This is a genomic window from Maribellus luteus (assembly GCF_003576475.1).
Classification (GTDB): domain Bacteria; phylum Bacteroidota; class Bacteroidia; order Bacteroidales; family Prolixibacteraceae; genus Draconibacterium; species Draconibacterium luteum.
Map to the genome: position 1 here is coordinate 88534 of NZ_QWGR01000003.1, position 21681 is coordinate 110214.

15 protein-coding genes are annotated in these 21681 nt (G+C 42.8%); 13 read left to right on the forward strand and 2 right to left on the reverse strand.

Annotation, left to right across the window (positions count from 1 at the left end):
• The first annotated feature begins 5 nt into the window (after nucleotides 1–5).
• Together rnc and D1614_RS06005 are read left to right on the forward strand one after the other, a co-directional pair.
• Nucleotides 6–737, forward strand: coding sequence for a ribonuclease III (rnc, locus tag D1614_RS06000; RefSeq protein ID WP_119437001.1), 732 nt, complete (start codon nucleotides 6–8; stop codon nucleotides 735–737).
• Nucleotides 738–792: 55 nt separating this feature from the next.
• On the forward strand, nucleotides 793–1479 hold the full coding sequence (locus D1614_RS06005) for a lipid-A-disaccharide synthase N-terminal domain-containing protein (protein ID WP_119437002.1): 687 nt from the start codon (nucleotides 793–795) through the stop codon (nucleotides 1477–1479).
• Nucleotides 1480–1528: 49 nt separating this feature from the next.
• Here the strand turns inward: D1614_RS06005 and D1614_RS06010 are convergent, their stop codons facing one another.
• Entirely contained in the window at nucleotides 1529–1909 is a 381-nt protein-coding gene (locus D1614_RS06010) for a MotA/TolQ/ExbB proton channel family protein (protein WP_119437003.1), read from the reverse strand.
• Between the two features lie 221 nt (nucleotides 1910–2130).
• On the opposite strand from D1614_RS06010, the gene D1614_RS06015 reads away from it, so the two are divergent.
• From D1614_RS06015 to D1614_RS06065, 11 genes are all read left to right on the forward strand, one after another.
• Complete coding sequence (locus tag D1614_RS06015; RefSeq protein ID WP_119437004.1) at nucleotides 2131–3216, forward strand: sensor histidine kinase; 1086 nt, start codon at nucleotides 2131–2133, stop codon at nucleotides 3214–3216.
• A gap of 1 nt (nucleotide 3217) precedes the next feature.
• Nucleotides 3218–3925, forward strand: a complete 708-nt coding sequence (locus tag D1614_RS06020) for a LytR/AlgR family response regulator transcription factor (protein ID WP_119437005.1) — start codon at nucleotides 3218–3220, stop codon at nucleotides 3923–3925.
• 50 nt (nucleotides 3926–3975) lie between these two features.
• Entirely contained in the window at nucleotides 3976–4854 is an 879-nt protein-coding gene (locus tag D1614_RS06025) for a cation diffusion facilitator family transporter (RefSeq protein ID WP_119437006.1), read from the forward strand.
• Nucleotides 4855–5030: 176 nt separating this feature from the next.
• The gene (locus tag D1614_RS06030; protein WP_119437007.1) at nucleotides 5031–5621 is read left to right on the forward strand and encodes an RNA polymerase sigma factor; all 591 of its coding nucleotides are present in this window, start codon (nucleotides 5031–5033) and stop codon (nucleotides 5619–5621) included.
• Between the two features lie 244 nt (nucleotides 5622–5865).
• Nucleotides 5866–6888, forward strand: coding sequence for a FecR family protein (locus D1614_RS06035; RefSeq protein ID WP_119437008.1), 1023 nt, complete (start codon nucleotides 5866–5868; stop codon nucleotides 6886–6888).
• 223 nt (nucleotides 6889–7111) lie between these two features.
• Entirely contained in the window at nucleotides 7112–10402 is a 3291-nt protein-coding gene (locus D1614_RS06040; RefSeq protein ID WP_162304426.1) for a TonB-dependent receptor, read from the forward strand.
• Nucleotides 10403–10414: 12 nt separating this feature from the next.
• The gene (locus D1614_RS06045) at nucleotides 10415–11950 is read left to right on the forward strand and encodes a RagB/SusD family nutrient uptake outer membrane protein (RefSeq protein ID WP_162304427.1); all 1536 of its coding nucleotides are present in this window, start codon (nucleotides 10415–10417) and stop codon (nucleotides 11948–11950) included.
• 303 nt (nucleotides 11951–12253) lie between these two features.
• Complete coding sequence (locus D1614_RS06050; protein WP_119437011.1) at nucleotides 12254–14470, forward strand: glycoside hydrolase family 95 protein; 2217 nt, start codon at nucleotides 12254–12256, stop codon at nucleotides 14468–14470.
• Between the two features lie 275 nt (nucleotides 14471–14745).
• The gene (locus D1614_RS06055; protein ID WP_119437012.1) at nucleotides 14746–17034 is read left to right on the forward strand and encodes a family 20 glycosylhydrolase; all 2289 of its coding nucleotides are present in this window, start codon (nucleotides 14746–14748) and stop codon (nucleotides 17032–17034) included.
• A 146-nt stretch (nucleotides 17035–17180) separates the two neighbouring features.
• The gene (locus tag D1614_RS06060) at nucleotides 17181–18695 is read left to right on the forward strand and encodes a sulfatase family protein (RefSeq protein ID WP_119437013.1); all 1515 of its coding nucleotides are present in this window, start codon (nucleotides 17181–17183) and stop codon (nucleotides 18693–18695) included.
• Between the two features lie 43 nt (nucleotides 18696–18738).
• Nucleotides 18739–20850: an alpha-L-fucosidase gene (locus D1614_RS06065; RefSeq protein ID WP_147384045.1), complete on the forward strand. Its 2112-nt coding sequence runs from the start codon at nucleotides 18739–18741 to the stop codon at nucleotides 20848–20850.
• A gap of 121 nt (nucleotides 20851–20971) precedes the next feature.
• On the opposite strand, the gene D1614_RS06070 is transcribed toward D1614_RS06065, so the two are convergent.
• Complete coding sequence (locus D1614_RS06070) at nucleotides 20972–21673, reverse strand: 3-keto-disaccharide hydrolase (RefSeq protein WP_119437015.1); 702 nt, start codon at nucleotides 21671–21673, stop codon at nucleotides 20972–20974.
• Nucleotides 21674–21681 lie beyond the last annotated feature (8 nt).

Genomic DNA, 21681 nt, shown 5'->3' on the forward strand with positions numbered 1-21681 from the left:
AAACTGTGGTTAGAAAGATAGTACAACGAGTAAAACTCTTTTCATCAGAACGAAGAGAGTTTTACTTGTTTTTAAAAGACCTGCTAGGTTTTTACCCCCGCAACCTAAAACTTTACGACCTTGCTTTTATCCACAAGTCGGCTTCAACGGTCGATTCGCAAGGCAACTTTGTAAACAACGAGCGGCTTGAATACCTCGGCGATGCGATTTTAGGTGCTATTATTGCCGACTTCCTCTACAACCGTTTTCCGCACGAAGACGAAGGATTTCTGACAAAAACCCGCTCGAAACTCGTAAACCGGGCTTTTCTTACCCAACTAACCCACGACATGGGTTTACATGTTTTTATCGATTCCAATACCACCAAAAAAATTGATAAAAGCCACATTTACGGTGATGCGCTCGAAGCATTGATTGGCGCCATTTACCTGGACCGGGATTACCACTCAGCAAAGTTTTTTGTTACTAAAAAGATCCTTTCCCAGTTTGTTAACCTGAACGAAATAGAACAGGAAGATTCGAACTTTAAAAGCCAGCTGATTGAGTGGAGCCAGAAAAACAAACGCGAGGTTGAGTTTGAAACCAGCGAAGAAACCGATGAAAAACTCAAACAACCCAAATTTCATGCGGTTGTAAAAATCGACAATGCGGAAGTTGGCCGTGGCTCGGGAACCTCGAAAAAAGAGGCGCACCAAAATGCAGCCCGCGAAACGCTTAAGAAGCTGAAAGAAATATAAACTCAGCAACTTACTGTTCGATATTCTTTATACTTTTGCGCCCGATTAAAATTGTATGGACAACATTTTTATCATAGGACTGGGCTTTCTTGCCCAGGGTTTGTTCTTCATCCGCACAATCACTCAGTGGTTTAAATCGGAAAAAGAAGGCGAAGTGCTCTCCCCGATCGTTTACTGGCAAATCAGTTTGGTGGCTTCCATCATAATGCTCACCTACGGAATTTTGCGAAACGACTTTGCCATTGTTGTGGGACAATCACTGGTTTATACCATTTACATTCGTAACCTTCAGCTAAAAGGGGCCTGGAGAAGAATGCACTGGATAGCGCGGTCTTTGGCTGTTTTGGTGCCCATCTCTTATTTACTTTGGCTGGTATTTTCCGGAAACTTTAACTCCATTTTCAGAAACAAAGACGTTACTCTTTTTTGGATGATATGGGGAATCGTGGCGCAGCTCGTATTTATTTCACGTTTCTTTTACCAGTGGATTTATTCCGAACGCGAAAAAGAATCGCTGCTTCCGCTCGGATTCTGGATCATCAGCACTTTTGGTTCTTTGATGATCTTTACTTATTCCATCGCACGCATCGACCCGGTTTTGTTTGCCTCACACAGTTTAGGTTTGTTTGTGTACATCCGCAATATTTTATTGCACTACGGACGAGGCAGCCTTTTTACCAAACTGAACCGGATACCGTTGTTGAATAAACTGATCGGCAAGGTTTCGGACAAAATAAAATAAGCCGGCTATCTGCAGACAACCGGCCCTTTCCTGTTTTTTCTCTCAAAGTTTAATTGTTTCTGTCCATTCTGGCTTTGATGATCTCTTTCATTACAAAATAAAAGATCATCGAAAAAATAAAAACAAGGAGCCCGTAAATCGGCGTATAAAAACTGACGATTGCTCCTCCTGCAACAATTGCAGGGGAAACATCTGCTGCGTTCCGAATCGCTTCGAGAGCCTGCACAATTCCGATAATTTGAGCTAAAACTCCGACCGCAACGGCAACCGATCCGGCCAGCAGAATTAAATCCAATCCTTTCAATGTATACTGATGCTTAACTACCTGAACTACTTTCAGAATAAAAACACCAAAGGCTAAAAGCGCTAAGCAGGAAATAATCCCCATAAAAAGAGGTCCGCCTACATAAAAGATTTCAAAGATGTTCATGACTTGAATTTTTAGTTTATCCTGAAACCAAACTACTGCACCTTGCCCAAATCCAGACCATTTAATCGATCAACGCCCTAAATTCACACCCATATGACATTCTCTCGTTAAAACTACAAAACCTGGCGAAATAAAGTCGTTTAGCTGCAATTGAATAAACTTGGTCGATACAATTTCTCACTGATCCGGTTATGTAATAAATTGCTACTTTTAATTGCACTATGACAGATCGGATTCAACACATTATTCAACTTGCCCGGCGGTCAAAGACCTTTCGCATTGCTTACCACCTGCTGTTTTGGGTTATTGTGGCTTTTTTCTACTTCGCTCTTTTTAGCTGGAACAGTGAATTTCGGGAAGCCACCATCATTTTCTCCGCGGGCCTGCTCCCGGTTGCCATTTCGGAAACCTATTTTTTTAACCATTTTCTTTTTCCACGCTTTCTTTGGAAGAAGCGGTACACTCGATTTTTTCTGTACAGTTTTTATACACTGCTTGCCGGAATATGGTTGTCGTTTCTGATCGTGTTTTATGCCCTGTTTTACATTTTAAGCAACAAAGCCGCTATTTCGCCAACCTTACTGCATCCCGAACTGCAAGTAGTTTCGCTTCATTTTATCATTTTTATGGGAATTGCCATCAAACAGGTAAAGCGGGCATTTTTTATGCAACAGGAAAAAAACGAACTCGAAAAGGCGCAACTCATAACAGAACTAAAACTGAAAGAAGCCGAATTAAAATTATTGAAAGCCCAGGTTCACCCGCACTTTCTGTTCAACACACTGAATAACCTGTACGGCCTCACGCTCGAAAAATCGGACGAGGCACCAACGCTGGTACTCCAGTTATCAGACATTCTGGATTATATTTTATACCGCTGCGATGCCAAACTGGTGGGTCTTTCGGAAGAGCTTGCCAATCTGAAAAACTACATCGAGATTGAAAAAATCAGGTATCCTGACAAGTTAAAACTCACCCTCGAATTCCCAGATAAAACTGATGACCTGAAGATTGCTCCGTTGATCCTTTTGCCTTTTGTGGAGAATGCCTTTAAACACGGTGTAAGCCATTTTCCGGGGGTGGCCTTTGTAAACATCAACGCACAACTAAGCGATAAGAACCTGAGTTTTTCTGTTGTAAACTCTCGCAATCCGATAAAAGTAAAGGAACAAAGCTACAGCAACGGAATTGGCCTGGTAAACGTTCGAAAAAGACTGGATTTACTGTATCCGGGGAAATACATTTTGCGCGTGGAAGAACTGTCAGAAAGTTTTTCTGTAAATTTAATTCTTGAACTTGAATCGTAACATGTACCGCTGTTTAATCATAGACGACGAACCGATCGCCATTCGGGTGATCCGGAAACACCTGGCTGCATTTACCGACTTTGCAGTTGTAGCCGAGTGCAACAACGCACTGGAGGCTATGCGCATTCTTTCAAAAGAAAAAGTTGACCTGCTGTTTTGTGATATTCAAATGCCGCAACTTACCGGTGTCGATTTTATCCGGTCGCTCAGCCACCCGCCCAAAGTAATTTTCACCACCGCTTACCGCGATTATGCCATTGAGGCATTTGAGCTGCAAGTAGTCGATTACCTGTTAAAACCCATTTCGTTTGAGCGCTTTGCCCGTGCCATCCAGCATTTTCTTGACCAGCAGTCGCTGCCCGAAAAAACGGGAGGAAACACAGCAGCTCCCAAAGAAGCAGACTTCATTTTCCTAAAGGCCGACAAGAAGCATTACAAAGTAAATCTTACCGACGTTTTGTATTTTGAAAGCCTTGGCGACTATGTAATCGCACACACAAGCACCCAGAAAATAATAACCAAGGAACGAATCAGCCATTTACAGGAAAGTCTTCCGCCTGATCGATTCTTACAAATCCACCGCAGCTTTATTATTTCCATTTCAAAGATTGAAACGGTGGGACCCGGATTTGTGGAAATTAAAGGCAAAAAGCTTCCGGTTGGCCGCAATTACAGGCCTCAGCTAAATAACTGGATGCAGAATCAATAAGATTTCCATGTCTGATCTTTTTTGGTATTTTTGCCACATGTTTCTGCACTATGGAGGACAAGGCAAAATACATTAAACAAGAAGGTTGGATATCCATTATTGCCAACACCCTTTTATTTGGCTTAAAATATTGGGCAGGAATTGTAACCGGATCGATCGCCCTTACAGCCGATGCCTGGCACACTTTAAGCGACTCTGTTTCTTCTGTAATTGTGCTTATTGGAGGCAAGATTTCCAATAAACCTGCCGACGACGATCATCCCTTTGGGCACGGGCGCGCCGAGCATATTTCAGCCATTATTATTGGAGTTTTACTTGCCATTGTTGCCTTCGATTTTATTCTAAGCGCCTTCGAAAAATTCAGCTCACGCGAGCAAACGGTATTCGGCCCCATTGCCTGGATAGTTACCATTGTGTCGATTGTTGCCAAAGAAGCCATGTCTCAATATGCCTTCTGGGCTTACCGAAAAACAAAATCGTCGATCCTCAAGGCCGATGGCTGGCACCACCGCACCGACGCACTTTCGTCGGTAGTGATTTTGGCCGGCATAGGACTGGGCAAGTACTTTTGGTTTACCGATGCTGTTTTGGGATTCATTGTTGCTATCATGATCGGGTATGCCAGTTACGAGATATTGTCGAAGGAAATTACATCTTTGCTCGGAGAGAGTCCCAGTGAAGAATTGCTCGCATCGATCAGTAAAACGGCACAAAAAAGTTCCAATGTCCCCTTGCATATTCACCATATTCATTTGCATAACTACGGGAACCACACCGAAATGAGTTGCCACATCAAACTCCCGTCGCACATGTCGCTCGAAGATGCGCACGAAATATGCACCGGGGTTGAAAAGATCATAAAAAAAGAATTTGGTTACATTACAACGGTTCACCCTGAACCTGTCGACAAAAAAGCATCTAAAGTTTGATATTATTCCGGTAAAACATTATTGTTTCCTGTTAATTAAAGAATAATAGAATTTAATTAGCCTAGCAGGTAAACAGATGAAATCTCCGCTCTCTTTTTTAGTTGTTACCTTTCATAAAATTATCGCTTTGAAAATCCATTAAAATTAAATTACATTTACCTGAAATTAACTAAACATTGAACTCATCAAGAGAAATAGCAGACCAGAACCTTGCTTCCCGAATAAAACAAGACGAAAAAAAAGCTTTCCAGGAACTTTTTGAAAAATATGCTCCACGCATATACAATTTTTCGTTCTCTTATCTGAAAAACGAGGACGACACGGAAGAGCTGGTTCAAAATGTTTTTCTCAAGATTTGGGAAAAAAGAGACTTGCTAAATACGTCACAGAACATTAAAGCCTTTATTTTTAAGATTGCCGTCAATACCATTTACGATTTCATCCGGCGAAAAAACATTGAGAGCGCATTTCTGGATTATGCCCGCCTGAATTATACAACCAATGAAAATTACACCTGGCACTCCGTAATTTTTGAAGAAATGCAACAGAACCTCAACACACTGCTTGCACAAATGCCCGAACAACAGCAAAAGATATTTCGTTTGAGTAAACTCGAAGGTTTCAGTAACGATGAAATCGCCCAACAGATGAACCTTTCCAAACGCACTGTTGAAAATCATTTATACCGGGCGCTCACCTTTTTGAAAAAACATTTTGCCAGCGAATCCTTTATTGCCCTGCTTTTCTTCCATATAATCTGCGGGTAGAAATTTACTTAGTCAGACTTCATTAACAATCATTATTCTTTATCGATTTACAATGAGTAAATCCAAGCGCTCAATCGTACTTATATATACCAAGGAGATATTTACTACCAAAAGTAGTTTTAGTTTAGTTTTAATTTAAAGTCGCCCTGAATTCTCTAGGCGGCTTTTTGTTCGGAATAAAAAAAAAATAATCCAGATGAGTAAATCAACAAACTAAAACGTATTACTATCAATTGAAAAAGGAATGAAAAAACGAATTCACCATATATTCGAAAAAGGGAAAGACCAAAACACTGATACACCGGAGAGTCAGGAGATGCTTGCACTGTTTCATTCGCCTGAAAACGAATTTGCAATCAAAGAAAAACTTCTGGATGACCTTTCATTAGCAAACAGCAACAATACCTCGGCATCACCTGATTTTAAAACCATTTTCACCAGGGTGTGGACAAAAATTGAACAAACCAAATCCCCAAGAAAAGCAAACGTACGTCATTTAACCTACATCGGGAAAATTGCTGCTGCAGTAGTGATTGGCATAATCACCGGAGTATATGCAATGCATATCACTTCAGTCCCCAAAGAACCGGTTTATTATACCTCTCATTCGCCCAAAGGTTCGGTTTCGGAGATGATACTTCCCGACGGATCGGTTATTTTTCTCAATGCCGACTCACGGGTAAGATACAGCGTAGAAGGAGCAAACGGGAATCGGGAAGTTTTTCTGGAAGGAGAAGCCTGGTTTGATGTAAAAAAAGATAGTACCAGACCTTTTGTCGTTCACACTCCTTATTACGATGTAAATGTTACCGGAACACAGTTTAATATTAAGACTTATGAGAACGATAATGAAATAGCCACGACACTCGAAGAAGGACAAATCATTATACAGTCCACGAGAAACTTCATCCTGGCGCAGGATATCATTGTAGAGCCAGGAGAACAAGTGGTACTCAACAAAGAATCAAGAGAATTATACATTAAGGAAGTTAATCCCAAGTGGTTCTCCTCATGGAAAGACAACAAGCTCATCTTTGTCAACATGAATATGAAAGACTTGGTAATGCTTCTCGAAAGAAAATACGGGGTTGAAATCGATGTAAAAAGCAAAGAAATACTTGAGTTGCACTTTGATGGCACCATCAAAAACGAATCCATCATCGAATTTCTCGACATCATTAAAGAAACCCTTCCCATTAACTATACCATCGTAGGGCAAAAAATAGAAATAGCAAACGACATAACAAAACTTAAACGGAGGAACTGATTATGAAATAAAACGAACCAAAAAGAAAAGCCGACAAGTGCGGGAACACCTGTCAGCTCAATTGCTTTGAAATTCAGATTGATGTAGGCCATCAATAAAACGTTTAATCAAAACATTCAAATTTATGGAAAAAAAATGTATGAATACTTTTCTGCACAGCAGAAGGGCAAAAAAAGTATTGTTAACAATGAAACTAACAGCCATACTCATTTTGGTAGGACTGATGCAGGTTTCTGCAACGGTTTACTCACAGGCTACAAAATTCAGTTTTAACACTGAAAATCAGCAAATCGTTGATGTACTGAAGCAGATCGAAGAGTCAAGCAACTTCCGTTTCCTGTATATCCGGGAACAAGTGGATGTAGAACGCCAGGTATCGGTTAATGCAAAAAATGCCACCGTTGAAGAAATTCTGAACGACATATTTGCCGGGCATGATGTTACCTATAAAGTAATGGAAGACAATTTGATTTTACTGAGTCCGGGGAAAAATGCGGTGCATTCTCAATCTCAGTTATCTCAACAACAAAAAACGCTTTCGGGAACAGTAACCGACAACAGCGGCCAACCATTACCGGGAGTTACAGTAGTGATAAAAGGCACAACACAGGGAACCATAACCAATGCTGACGGTAAATACCTACTGGCAGACATCCCCGATAATGCAACTCTTATTTACTCTTTTGTGGGAATGAAAGCCCAGGAAATACTATACAGCGGCCAGCAAACACTCAATGTAAAACTCACCCCCGAATCTATTGGGATTGATGAGGTTGTGGCCATTGGATACGGTGTTCAAAAGAAAGCAAATTTAACTGGAGCGGTAGCAGCAGTTAATGGAGATGACCTTGTTAAACGTCCAGTCTCGAATACAGCTTCTACTCTACAGGGAAGACTCCCGGGGTTGTCTGTAACACAAGGTACTGGACAGCCCGGAAGCGAAGGGATCAGATTTCGGGTCAGAGGGTTAGGGACTTTCTCCGGTGCAGGAGCCGATCCCTTGGTAATTATTGATGGTATCGCTGGCAATATCAATACTATAAATCCATTGGATATTGAGTCGGTTTCAATATTAAAAGACGCTGCATCTGCTGCCATTTATGGAGCAAGGGCAGCAAATGGAGTTATTTTGGTCACTACCAAAACCGGGACCAAGAATCAATTCAAACTCACCTATGATATAAATTATGGAGTTCACTCCCCGACAAAACTGCTGGATGTAATAACAAATTCAGCAGAATATATGGAACTGAAAAACGAGGCAATTACAAACAGTGGACTACCGGACTCAAGAAAATACCCTCAGGAAACGATTGATTTATACAAAAATGCAACTGACCGTAATCTCTATCCGAATTACGATTGGCTTGATCTTATATTTAATCCGGCACTTGCATATAGCCACAACTTGAATTTTAGTGGAGGAACAGCTAAAAGTTCGTTTAATTCCTCGTTAAATTATACCAACCAAGATGGAATTATGATGGGATTCGACTTTGAAAAAGTAACATTTAGTTTCAACTCTAAAACAGAAATCACGAACAACATTCGATTTGGTACTAACTCAAACATTTTTTTCAGTAACACAAATGCTTTTGTAAATGCAGCTTCCGACATGTATCTTTCTACGCTAGCCCAAGCTCCCATGTACGGCCCTACTATTGCAGATGGTTCTGGGAGATACACTTTCAAAGCATACGGACAGGACGAGAACAATAAGAATACTTACGCTGTGGCCAAAGAAGCCACCAATAACACACGGAAATATAATGTAAACACAAGCATATGGCTTGAGTTCACACTGGCGAAAGATTTGATTTGGCATACAAAGGCCGCAGTAAACGGGAACTTCTCAAAAGGAAAAATTTTCCGTCCGCTTGTTCCTCAATACAATTACCTCACAGGAGATTTTGCGACAAACCTTAATGTTGGAGGCACACAAAAATCTTTATCAATAACTGACAAAAATGATATACTAACCACAGTTTATTCGCACCTTAGTTATACTAAAACAATAAACGAACATTCTTTTTCCGCCTTAGCCGGTTATAACCAGGAGGCATATAAATACGAAGAGTTAAGTGGGTACAGACAAGGGTTTCCGGGAAATAATCTCCATGAAATAAATGCCGGTGCTTCTGATGGGCAAACTACAGGAGGGACAGCGTATGAATGGGCAATACAATCATTGTTTGGCAGATTTAATTACAACTTCAAAGACCGCTATTTGTTTGAAGCGAACATGCGTTACGATGGAACTTCGCGCCTTCAAACAGACTACCGATGGGGAGTTTTCCCTTCATTCTCTGCCGGATGGAGAATATCTGAAGAATCATTCATGGAGCATTTTACCTTGCTAGATAATCTTAAACTACGGTTATCCTGGGGAAAATTAGGAAATCAAAACATTGGAACATATCCATATCAGGAATTAATCAATCTTGGACCTGACTATACTTTTGACAATGCGTCAATATCATCGGGTGCAGCTCCTTCACGAATTGCAAACAGACAAATTTCATGGGAAAAAACAGCAGTTTGGGATGCCGGTGTAGATTTTTCAGTTTTTGAAAATAAATTGGAATTTAATTTCGACTGGTACAAAAAAGTAACTAGCGATATACTAAGAGGATCCCAAGTATCGGGAACTCTCGGGTTAAGTGCCCCTACCATAAATGATGGAGAAGTAACCAACAAAGGAATTGAGCTAAACTTGACCTACAGAGACCAACTAAGTAATGGATTAAAATACTCGGTAAATGCAAACTTCTCTAGAAATCGAAATGAACTGACAAAATTTGGAAACGAAGAAATAGGTGAAACTACTATTTTAAGAGAAGGATTACCCTACGGAACATTCTACTTGTACAAATGGATTGGAATATTCCAGGATGAAACCGAGGTACAGAACTCGCCAAAACAACCTTATAATCCGAGCCCAGGCGACCTAAAATATGCCGACATTAGTGGCCCTGATGGAAAACCTGACGGGCAAATTGATGCTCACGACCGGATTGAGGTAGATGGCGCATATGCCAATTTTGAATATGCGTTCAATTTAAACGCTGAGTATAAAAACTTCTTCTTTTCAGCATTCTTTCAAGGTGTTGAGGGCATCAAATTCTTCGTAAATGGCTGGGGGTTCGAACCTTTTAGACAGGGATCTGTACCAACAACCGATTGGAGAAACCGATGGACCGAAACAAATAAAACAAATGAAATGCCTAAAATATATATTGCAGGATCTACTCCTTCAATAAGTGGGCTTAATTCAACTTATTTTCTAAAAGATGCGTCCTATCTACGTCTTAAGAACATACAGTTTGGTTATACCTTCAATCAACCATGGTTGGAAAAAGCAAAAATCAGTAAAATAAGGCTCTATTTCTCGGGAGATAACCTGTTAACTATAACTCAATATCCTTATCTAGACCCTGAAAGAACTAGTGGAGGTAGGTTTGTTGATTATCCTCAGAATAAGATATATTCACTTGGAGCCACTATCACATTTTAAAATCACATGAATATGAAAAAGACATTTCAGACCATAATAATAATCACAACCGTACTATTCTTAAATGGATGTGAGTCTTTTTTGGACAAGCAACCTTTGGATCAACTAGCATCGGAAACTTTTTGGCAGTCTCAAGACGATGCAGAAATGGCACTTAACGCTTGCTATGGAAAACTAAGAAGTTCACTAATGTCCTGGGATTTAACCACTCTCGACGGAATGTCCGATGATTTATACCACCAACATGGGCATTATGGAGTTACATCTTTGGCACAAGGAAACATAGAACCAACCAGTGGAGGCTTAGTTAGTGACATTTTTAGTTATGCATACAGTGGTATCTCAACCTGTCATTTTTTCTTAGGAAACATTGACCGCGTAGATATGGATGAGACTATTAAGAACCAGTACATTGCCGAAGTTCGATTCCTCAGGGCTCATTTCTATTTTTATCTTTCCGAATTTTACGGAGGTGTCCCTCTCTATTTAAGCTCACCCACGACAGAAGAAGCCGCGACAACGGCCAAATCTACGAAAGAACAGGTTGTTACAGCAATTATTGATGATCTTGATTTTGCGATTGCTAATTTGCCAGATATAGCTTATAACGGACATGCAGTAAAAGGGTCTGCCTACGCGCTTAAAGCAAGGGTATTGCTTCACAACGAACGATGGGAAGAAGCAGCCAGTGCTGCAAATAATGTGATTTCAAATTCAAATTTTGGACTAAGTTCGGAATATATGGATATCTGGGATAGAGATAAACAAGAAGGTAATCCGGAAATACTCTTTTCAGTAAAATATCTTAATCCAAACCTTGCACAACCATTTTATGGTGCAGATATCGTGTATAACTGGTGGCACTCAACAGCACCCGTTCATTACATTATAGATACTTACGAGTGCACTGATGGGAAAAACATTTCGGAATCACCTCTTTACGACCAAGAGCACCCCTACGATAACCGTGACCCCCGATTGCGGTGGTGTAACTATGTAGACATGGATCCATGGTATTACGGACAAGACGTACTTGGAGACGGGGTAAAACGCTGGAGACCTGGATTTACAGGAGGAGATGCTGCTCCTGCCACACCATTTTTATTGAAAAAATTTCAAAATACATCTTATCTTCCGTATAGTTATTCTGTTAAAACTGACTATGACGCGGTTTTGTTAAGATACGCAGAAGTATTGCTGATATATGCTGAAGCAAAAAATGAAGCATCAACGACACCTGATGAGACCATATACAAAGCAGTTAATGACGTTAGAGCTCGTGTAGAAATGCCTGACCTACCTACTGGTTTAAGCAAAGAACAAATGCGTGAAAGAATTAGACACGAACGGCGCATTGAACTTGCCTACGAAGGAAAGCGCTATATGGATTTAAAACGCTGGAAAACTGCACACATAGTCATACCAACAATTGTAGATCCGGGAGGGAAAGTTCGGAAATTTGAAAACCCAAAACATTATCTTTTCCCATTTCCACAATCTGAGATTGACATTAACAAAAACTTAGAGCAGAATCCAGATTACAACTAAAAAGGAAGTCATTCTTTTTGAAGAAGGTTGTTTTCGGTGTTGAGAACAACCTTCTTTTACTAACTATAATCACTATTCTACTTAATGTGAAGTTTTTGAAATACCTTTTTAATCCTGATTATTAAAATAACAGGAAACTAACATAAGACAAATGAAAATTAAAACTATCCTCTCTGTGACCTCCTCGTTCTGCATTTAAGTTTCCATCACTCTGTTAAAAGAAGCATAACTACTATCAATTATGCCTGTATTATTAATCTATTAATACTTTTGTGAAATCACTTCAGCCTAAATAGAAGAAAAATGAAACATTCAACACATTATTTTGTATGTTTATGTTTGCTACTATTTGCCGGAATAACAGCTAACAGTCAGTCCAATAACAACCATTCAATATGGTTCGACAAACCAGCCACAGCCTGGGATTCGGGAGCGCTGCCCATTGGAAACGGGCGAATGGGCGCCATGCTGTTTGGAGGTGTCAACCGCGATCACATCCAGTTTAATGAACAAAGCCTGTGGTCGGGCGATAACAACTGGGACGGAGCTTATGAAACCGGCGACCACGGTTTTGGCTCCTACCGCAATTTTGGCGACATCATGGTTTCCTTCGGTGCTGACTCAATTGCCACCGGCTACAAACGGTCGCTTGATATTTACACCGGAATTCACACCACCACTTTTGCACAGAACGGAAATGCCTTTTCACGCGAGGCATTCGCCAGTTATCCCGACCAGGTGCTTGTTTTTCAGTACGAAGCAAAGGGCAAAGCAATACTATCGGGGAAAGTGTCTATGGCATCTGCACAGGGAGCAACAACTTCGGCCCAAAACGATTTTCTTTATTTTGAAGGGATGATGCCCAACAAACTGAAATATGCGGCCCGCTTAATGGTTAAGCACGATGGCGGAAAGTTGAAAGCGAATGGAAATTCGTTGGAATTCAGCAACTGCCGCACCATAACTTTCCTGTTAGATGCCAGAACAAATTACAAACCCGATTTCCATTCCAACTGGCGAGGCGACGACCCGGCCCCAATAATCAAAAAAGAACTAAAGGCCGCAGAAGAACTCGGCATCGCCAAACTACGCAAAAGACATTTGGCTGATTTCACCCGCCTCACCGAAGCGGCAAAAATCGACGTAGGAGAAACTGCTGCCGATATTCTGGCGCTCCCCACATACATACGCCTGAAAAAATATGGAGAAGGCGGTTACGATCCCGACCTCGAAGAAACCATGTTTCAAATGGGCCGTTACCTGCTGGCCAGTTCATCTCGGCCCGGAGGATTGCCTGCCAACCTGCAGGGACTTTGGAATAACAGCAACAAACCGGCATGGGCCAGCGATTATCACAGCAACATTAACCTGGAGATGAATTACTGGGCCGCCGAAACATCCAACCTCTCGGAATGCCACGTCCCCCTCATCCATTTTCTTGAAGCCTGTACCGAACCTTGCCGTATCGCCACCCGAAAAGCTTTTGGCGAAAATGCCCGAGGATGGACAGCCCGCACCAGTCAGAATATTTTTGGAGGAAATGGTTGGGAATGGAACATTCCGTCGAGCGCATGGTACATGCAGCATGTTTTCGACCACTGGGATTTCACACGCGACATGGATTATTTACGCCAAACAGCCTATCCTATGATCAAAGAGGTTTGTGAATACTGGGAAGATCATTTAAAGGAAATGCCCGATGGTTCGCTGATGGTTCCAATGGGTTGGTCGCCCGAGCACGGCCCGAGGGAAGACGGTATAATGCACGATCAGCAAATTGTATGGGACCTGTTCGACAACTATCTGAAAGCTGCCAAAGCGCTGGAAGTTGATCCCGGTTATCAGCATAAAATTACCGACATGAAAAACCGTCTGGCTCCCAACAAAACAGGGAAATGGGGACAGTTGCAGGAGTGGCAGGAAGACCGCGACGACCCCGACGATCAGCACCGCCACACATCGCACCTTTTTGCCGTTTATCCGGGACACCAGATCAGCTTAACACAAACGCCCGAACTGGCAAAGGCTGCCATTATTTCCCTGCGAAGCCGCAGCGGAAATTACGGAAAAAACATCGACACACCTTTTACGGTAGAATCAACCGTTGGCGACAGCCGCCGTTCGTGGACCTGGCCGTGGCGCTGCGCTCTGTGGGCACGCCTGGGCGAAGGGGAGCGGTCGAAAATAATGATCAGGGGTTTACTGAAATACAATACCCTGCAAAACCTTTTCTGCTCACATCCACCCTTTCAGATTGATGGAAACCTTGGCATTCCGGCCGCCATGGCAGAAATGCTGTTGCAAAGCCAAACCGGTGTAATTCAACTACTGCCGGCATTGCCCGAAGAGTGGGCAGTAAAAGGCTCTTTCTCCGGACTGCGGGCCAGAGGTGGATACGAAGTGGATTGCAGCTGGGAAAACGGAAAGGTAACTCGTTACAAAATTTATTCGGAAAAAACGCAGAGTATTGCGGTAGTCATAAACGGCAAAACAGAAACGATAGAAACATCAGTAAAATAAACCGCACTACATGAAAACTGAAAAAATGGGCACAATACGTCATTTACACTTACTGAAGTTGTTTAACGCAAAGCCCAAATCCATTATAATTACCTGATATTATGGCGTTTGTCATTAGTACAAATTGTAACATTTTTTTTAGCTAACTCATGAGTTAGAAATATTATAAAACGAACATATTTTCACATACAACAGACTAACTTTTGACAACTTTATTTAAAATGACCATCTTGTAAGCATCATGAATCACACAATTAATAAATAATTATAGACGAATGAAATCTACACTATTCGCATTTTTTTGCATGTTGGTAGTGGTCTCCTGCCAAACCCAACAAGAACCAATTTCGATCATTCCCGAACCCCAGAAAACAGAACCGGGAACAGGGTACTATCAATTAAAAGACCATCTTTCTATTGGGATTAGCGACGATCATTTGGCAAACGCCGCCGAATACCTGAAGGAAACACTAAACAAGGCAACCGGCTTTGACATTCAGATACAAAACGGCAGCGGAGACATTTCTCTTGTGCTGGAAAAAACAGAAGGGAACGAAGGCGCTTACAGCCTACAGGTAACAAAATCGGGAATTACACTTACTGCCAACCAGTACCGCGGTATCGTGTCAGGGATAGCAAGTTTGAGGCAACTCCTTCCAATGAATATTGAACTAGCAGCAACCGAAAACACAAACATCAACTGGAAAGTTCCGGTTGTTAGTATTACCGACGAGCCCCGTTTCTCGTACCGGGGCTTGCACCTCGATGTATCGCGCCACTTTTTCTCGAAAAAGGAAGTAGAAGATTTGCTGGATTTAATGGCCATGTACAAATTGAACAAATTTCACTGGCACCTCACCGACGACCAGGGCTGGAGAATCGAGATCAAACAATATCCCTTGCTGACCGAAAAAGGCGCCTGGCGAAAATACAATTCGCAGGACCTTGAAAACCTGCGTATGGCAAAAGCAGAAGACAACCCCGATTTTCTGCTACCCGAAGAAAAAATGAAAGTAATGGAAGGCGATACCCTTTACGGCGGTTATTACACGCAGGATGAAATCAGCCAGGTGGTGGCTTACGCTGCCCAACGGGGAATTGACGTGATACCCGAAATTGATATGCCCGGACATTTTCTGGCCGCCATCGAAAATTACAATGGCGTTGCCTGTTTCGACGATGTGAAATGGGAATCCGGAAGCTTTTCTCCTCCTGTATGCCCCGGAAAAAACAGCGCAATCGAATTCTGCGAAAACGTGTACCGCGAAGTATTTCAACTTTTCCCTTACGAGTATGTTCACATTGGCGGCGACGAAGTGAACAAAACCAATTGGAAAAAATGCCCCGATTGCCAGAAACGCATGCGCGAAAACGGCCTGCAAAACGAAGAAGAACTGCAAGCGTGGTTCATCAAAGCCATGGAAAAATTCTTCAACGAAAACAACAAGAAGCTCATTGGCTGGGACGAAATTGAAGAAGGCGGCTTGTCGCCCACAGCAACCATTATGTGGTGGCGCGGCTGGAAACCCCACTCAGTTCCGGTTGCCACTGCCTCCGGAAATAAAGCCATCATTACTACCACCGATCGTTTTTATTTCGATTACCGCCCCGATGAGAAAACCTTGCAGAAATTGTACGATTATGAACCGATAATGCCAGGCCTCAGCGCCGAACAAGAGAAACTGGTTTGGGGAGTTCAGGCGAATATCTGGACCGAGTGGATTCCTTCCGTTCCCCGGCTTCATTACATGACACTTCCCCGCATGCTGGCGCTTTCCGAAATATCGTGGCAAAACCCGTCGCAAAAAAACTGGGAGCAGTTTCAGAAAAAGGTAGAACTTAACCTCCACCGTTTTGACCTGATGAACATGAATTATTACATTCAGAAAATGGATGGTTTTTACAGTTCCAATATGTTTATCGGGCAGGACACCCTAACTATCAAAAGCGGGTACAACAAGGCAACCATCCGCTATACCATCGACGGAACATTTCCGGATGCACAGTCAAAAGAATACACCGAACCGATTGTTATCAACGAAAGCACCGACTTTATCTTTCGTTACTTCTATCCCGACGGGAAAAAAGGAGACCTATTTAAAACCCGCTACATCAAAGGAGATTACCTTCCGGCAAAAGATACCATGCTAACAAAAGAAGGGCTTACCGCTACCTGGCACAAATACAGGGGATCGTCGTGCCTCGAAATTGAGGAAGCCCCGGTAAACGGGCATTACCCGGTGGCAAATATTTCCATCCCCGACGGAGTAAAAGGAGATATTGGACTGATGATTACTGGTTTTATAAATGCACCTGAAAACGACATTTACATTTTCCGCTTACTGTCCGACGATGGTTCCATTCTTTACATCGACGGAAAAGAAGTAGTTAACAACGACGGTCCACACAGTCCGAAAGAAAAAATAGGTATGATGGCGCTCAGCAAAGGGTATCATTCCATTAAAGTGCTCTATTTCGACCACAACGGAGGAACCTTAAAGCTTTCTGTTTCGAACAGTAAAGACGTTGACATTACAAACACTGCCGGTCTTTTCAAGCAGTAAAGAAACCGAGAGGATGTCCGTAAGGCCTATGAACAACCGTTCTTTTCCCTTTCGGACATCCTTTTGCCACTTTCGAATGAACCAAAGGCTTTGCCCGTAACTGAACCTTTTCCGGCTAGTTGCCATCAAAAAATAAATCATTCATCATGAACAAAACAAAATTTGCCTGCTTATTGCTCGGGTTACTCTTTTTGCAAACAGTTCGCGCCCAGCAACCCAATTTTCTGTTTATTATTACCGATGACCAAACATACAACGCTATTCATGCCCTGGGAAACCACGACGTACATACGCCAACCCTCGATAAAATGGTGGAAGAAGGCGTTACTTTCACCCATACTTTTAACCAGGGATCGTGGAGTGGAGCCGTGTGCCTGGCGAGCCGGTGCATGATAAACACGGGGCAATCGGTATTCAGGGCAGCCCGCAATTTCTCCTACTTGCCCAATTGGGGAAGGATCGGAGGCGAAGAGACCCAGGTTCCGCTGTGGGGAGCCACACTCCGGCAGCATGGTTATGAAACTTTTCTGACCGGGAAATGGCATCTTTCCAACGAAGCAGCGCTCGAAAGTTTCGATTTCGCCCACGCCATTGGCGAAGGGATGTATGAGACCTACGATGAAAACGGCAGCAACAAGTTTGCCTACGGCCGCGAAAAAGCCGACGATACTTCCTGGAGTCCCTGGAACCTGGACTATAAAGGACAATGGGCACCCTTTGTTACCGATATTGTTTACAACGAGAATGGGAAAGCAAAAATAAGCGCCACTTATACCGTTAAAGAACACACCTCTGAATTATATGCCAACAAGGCCATAAATTACCTTTTAACCCATGTCAAAAACAGCGAAAAGCCCTTCTTTATGTATGTGGCATTTAATGCCCCGCACGATCCTCGGCAATCGCCCAAAGAGTTTGTTGACATGTACCCTGCCCAAGAAATGAAGATTCCGGACAATTACCTTCCGGAACATCCGTTCGACCAGGGCGACAAGAGGATCCGTGACGAAATGCTCGCTCCTTTTCCCCGCTCAAAAAACGCCGTTCAGTTGCACCTTCGCGAATATTATGCAATAATCACCCATGCCGACCACGAAATCGGGAGAATTATGAAGGCCCTTGAAGCCTCGGGAAAAATGGAAAATACCTACGTGATCCTCACCTCCGACCACGGCCTGGCGGTAGGACAACACGGGCTGATGGGGAAACAAAACCAGTACGACCACAGCGTTCGGATGCCATTAATGATTATCGGCCCAGGATTAACTCCCGGAAAAAAGATTGACGAACAGGTTTACATGCAAAGTATGTATGCCACCTCCTGCGATCTGGCAGGAATCAGCATTCCGCAAACCGTGGATTTCAAAAGTCTGAAACCGTTGCTAACCGATGATAATGCAAAAGGTGAGGAGTACATTTTCGGGGCATACAAAAACCTGCAACGAATGGTGCGCTCGCAGCAATACAAGTTGATTGTTTACCCCGAAGTTGCCCGCATGCAATTGTTCGACGTAAAACATGACCCACTGGAGCTAAACGATCTTTCCGATGATCCGCATTATTCTGAAATCAAATCAAAAATGATTGAGAAGTTGAAAGAACAACAGGCGAAATTTGGAGACCAGTTGAATTTACGCACTACCTTTCCCGCTTATTTTTAAATATTTGAATAGAAAAATAAAACGTCAAGCAAATAATATCACCATGAATAAGATTCTTGTTTTTATCTCTTTTGCATTGCTGCTTGGAGCATGTTCTCCTACACAAGTAGCGCCGCCACTACCGTTTGGTCCTTTGCCCAACAAACAACAGATGCAGTGGCACAATACCGAGTTTTACGGCTTTGTACACTTTACCATCAATACTTTCACTGACAAAGAATGGGGTTTTGGCAACGAATCGCCCGAATTGTTTAATCCCAGCGATTTTAATGCAGCCCAGATTGTTAAAACAACGAAAGATGCAGGCATGAAAGGATTGATCCTGACCTGCAAACACCACGATGGCTTCTGCCTGTGGCCTACCAAAACCACGGAACACAATATTTCTAAGTCGCCGTTTGAAAACGGAAAAGGAGACATCGTTCGGGCAATCTCCGACGAATGTCGCAAACAGGGTTTGAAATTCGGAGTTTATTTATCTCCCTGGGACAGAAATAATCCGGCATACGGAACGCCTGCATACATCGATATTTTCAGGGCGCAGCTAACTGAACTGCTAACCAGTTATGGCGATGTTTTCGAAGTCTGGTTCGATGGAGCCAACGGAGGGACCGGCTATTACGGAGGTGCCAACGAAAAAAGAGAGATCAACCGCGTATCGTATTACGACTGGGACAATACTTTTGCGCTGGTTCGCAAATTACAACCCAATGCAGCTATTTTCTCCGACATTGGCCCCGATGCCCGCTGGGTAGGCACTGAAGCCGGGTTTTCGGGAGACCCCTGCTGGAATCGCTATACCCCCGAGGGACGTGAACCCGGAATTCCTCCGGCAAACGGACAAACCAAATACTGGGAGGCACTGAACGGCCACCGCGAAGGAAAATACTGGATGCCCGCCGAAGTTGATGTTTCTATTCGTCCGGGGTGGTTTTACCACATGTCGGAAGACGACAAGGTTAAAACTCCCGAGAAGCTGCTGGATATTTACTACAACAGCATCGGCCACGGGGCAACATTCCTGTTGAATCTGCCACCTGACAGGCGGGGACAAATTCACGAAAACGACATTAAATCACTAAATGAATTCAAAACCATATTGGATGAAACTTTTTCGGTTGACCTAACAAAGGGAGCTAAAGTAACGGCAAGTAACGTACGGGGAAATTCAAAAAACTACCAGGCGCAAAATGTACTGGATGATGATCCGGATACTTACTGGGCAAGCGATGACGAAATTCTGACCAATGAATTAGTGATTAATTTTCAGGAAACAACCAGTTTCAATCTTGTAAACATACAGGAATACATAGCGTTGGGACAGCGTGTTTGGGGCTGGACATTAGACAAATGGGAGAATGAACAATGGGTTCAGTTTACCTCCGGCGAGTCGATCGGCCATCGCAGACTATGGCGTGGCCCGATGCAAACAACATCTAGATTACGATTGCGCATTACCCAGGCCGGTGCCTGTCCGCTAATCTCCAAATTTTCGGTACACAGCGAACCGTCTTACCTCGTTCCTCCAACAATCGCCAGGGATAAGGATGGGAACCTCACCATTGCAGGACAAAAAGAAATCCGTTATACAACAGATGGTTCTGATCCAGACCAGAAATCGATGACTTTCACAACTCCGTTTGACTTTTCAGACGGAGGTGTAGTGAAAGCGAAAATCTTTACAAACGGAAAAGCCGGGACCACCGCCATCAAACAGTTTAATTATCTGAAGAAGAAATGGAAAGTGATATCCGGTAACGAAGACAGTCACAATAACAACAATCTTTTCGACGAAGATGAAACAACCGTATGGGTTTCAACGTCGAAAGGCAAAGGTAACCTTGTTGTAGATATGGGAGAAACACTTGCCTTAAAGTCTTTTTCGATGTTTCCGCGCAAAGACGGAATAAAGTCGGGGTTGATCACCCGCTATCAACTGTGGGTAGCAAACGACACTACCAACTGGGCACTCATAAAAGAGGGTGAGTTTTCGAATATTTATAACAATCCTGTTGAACAGGTAATTCCTTTTAAAGAAACCCGAAACGCCCGGTACCTGAAATTTGTATTCGATGGCATAGTAAACGATAGCGAAGCCCAAATTGCAGAGATAGGAGTTTCTGTCGAAAAAACAAATCTGAAAACAACAATGTAATTAAGCAACACAGGCACTTAATACGTTAAAAGACCAAAAACAAAGCGACAATGTTCATAGAGTTTTTCTCTATGAACATTGTTTTTTTTGATCTAGAAAGAATCATATCTCCCCGGATAAATCAGGGTAATTCAACGATTTTCAGGTTACGAAAATGAATTTCAGCCCCTTCTGATTCCAAACAAATGTATCCTTCTGTCTTTGACGATTTGCTGATCCCGTTTACAAACTTTCCGTTTACCGAAAGCTTGATGGTTCCATCCACGCAAACCACGTCGTAAACATTCCATTCTCCTTTGCCTTTGCAACGGTTCTCAATGGATTTACTCCGTTCGCCACGCGGATTATCCGGCACAGTTTTAACTCCACCCACACCAAACAGCTCACCGTGCACATAGGCAATCGGCGGCTCCTTGCCATCTCTTGTGTTAAGTTTCACCCAATCGAGTTCCAGCATTTGCACCTCCACACCGTTGGGCAGACGGTTGGTTTCATCGGCATTGGCATCGCTCCACACAAACGTTCCCGAATTTCCACCCGCTTCCATGTGCTTCCATTCAATGTGCATTATAAAGTTGCGGTATTTTTTTGCCGAACGGATAACCCCGATGGGTTGTCCCTTGCAAATCAGTTCTTCGCCATTCTTCTTCCACGTTTCAGTCAGGGTGTTTACCTGGATCCATTCAATGGCTTCGCCTTTGGCTTTTTGTCCATCCACCACTTTTCTCCATGGTACAACTTCGCCAAACGTAAATAGTTTTTCCTGTGCTTGGGCCGAGAAAACGGCCATGATCAGAACCAAAACAACAGTTGTATGCTTCATTTCTTTAA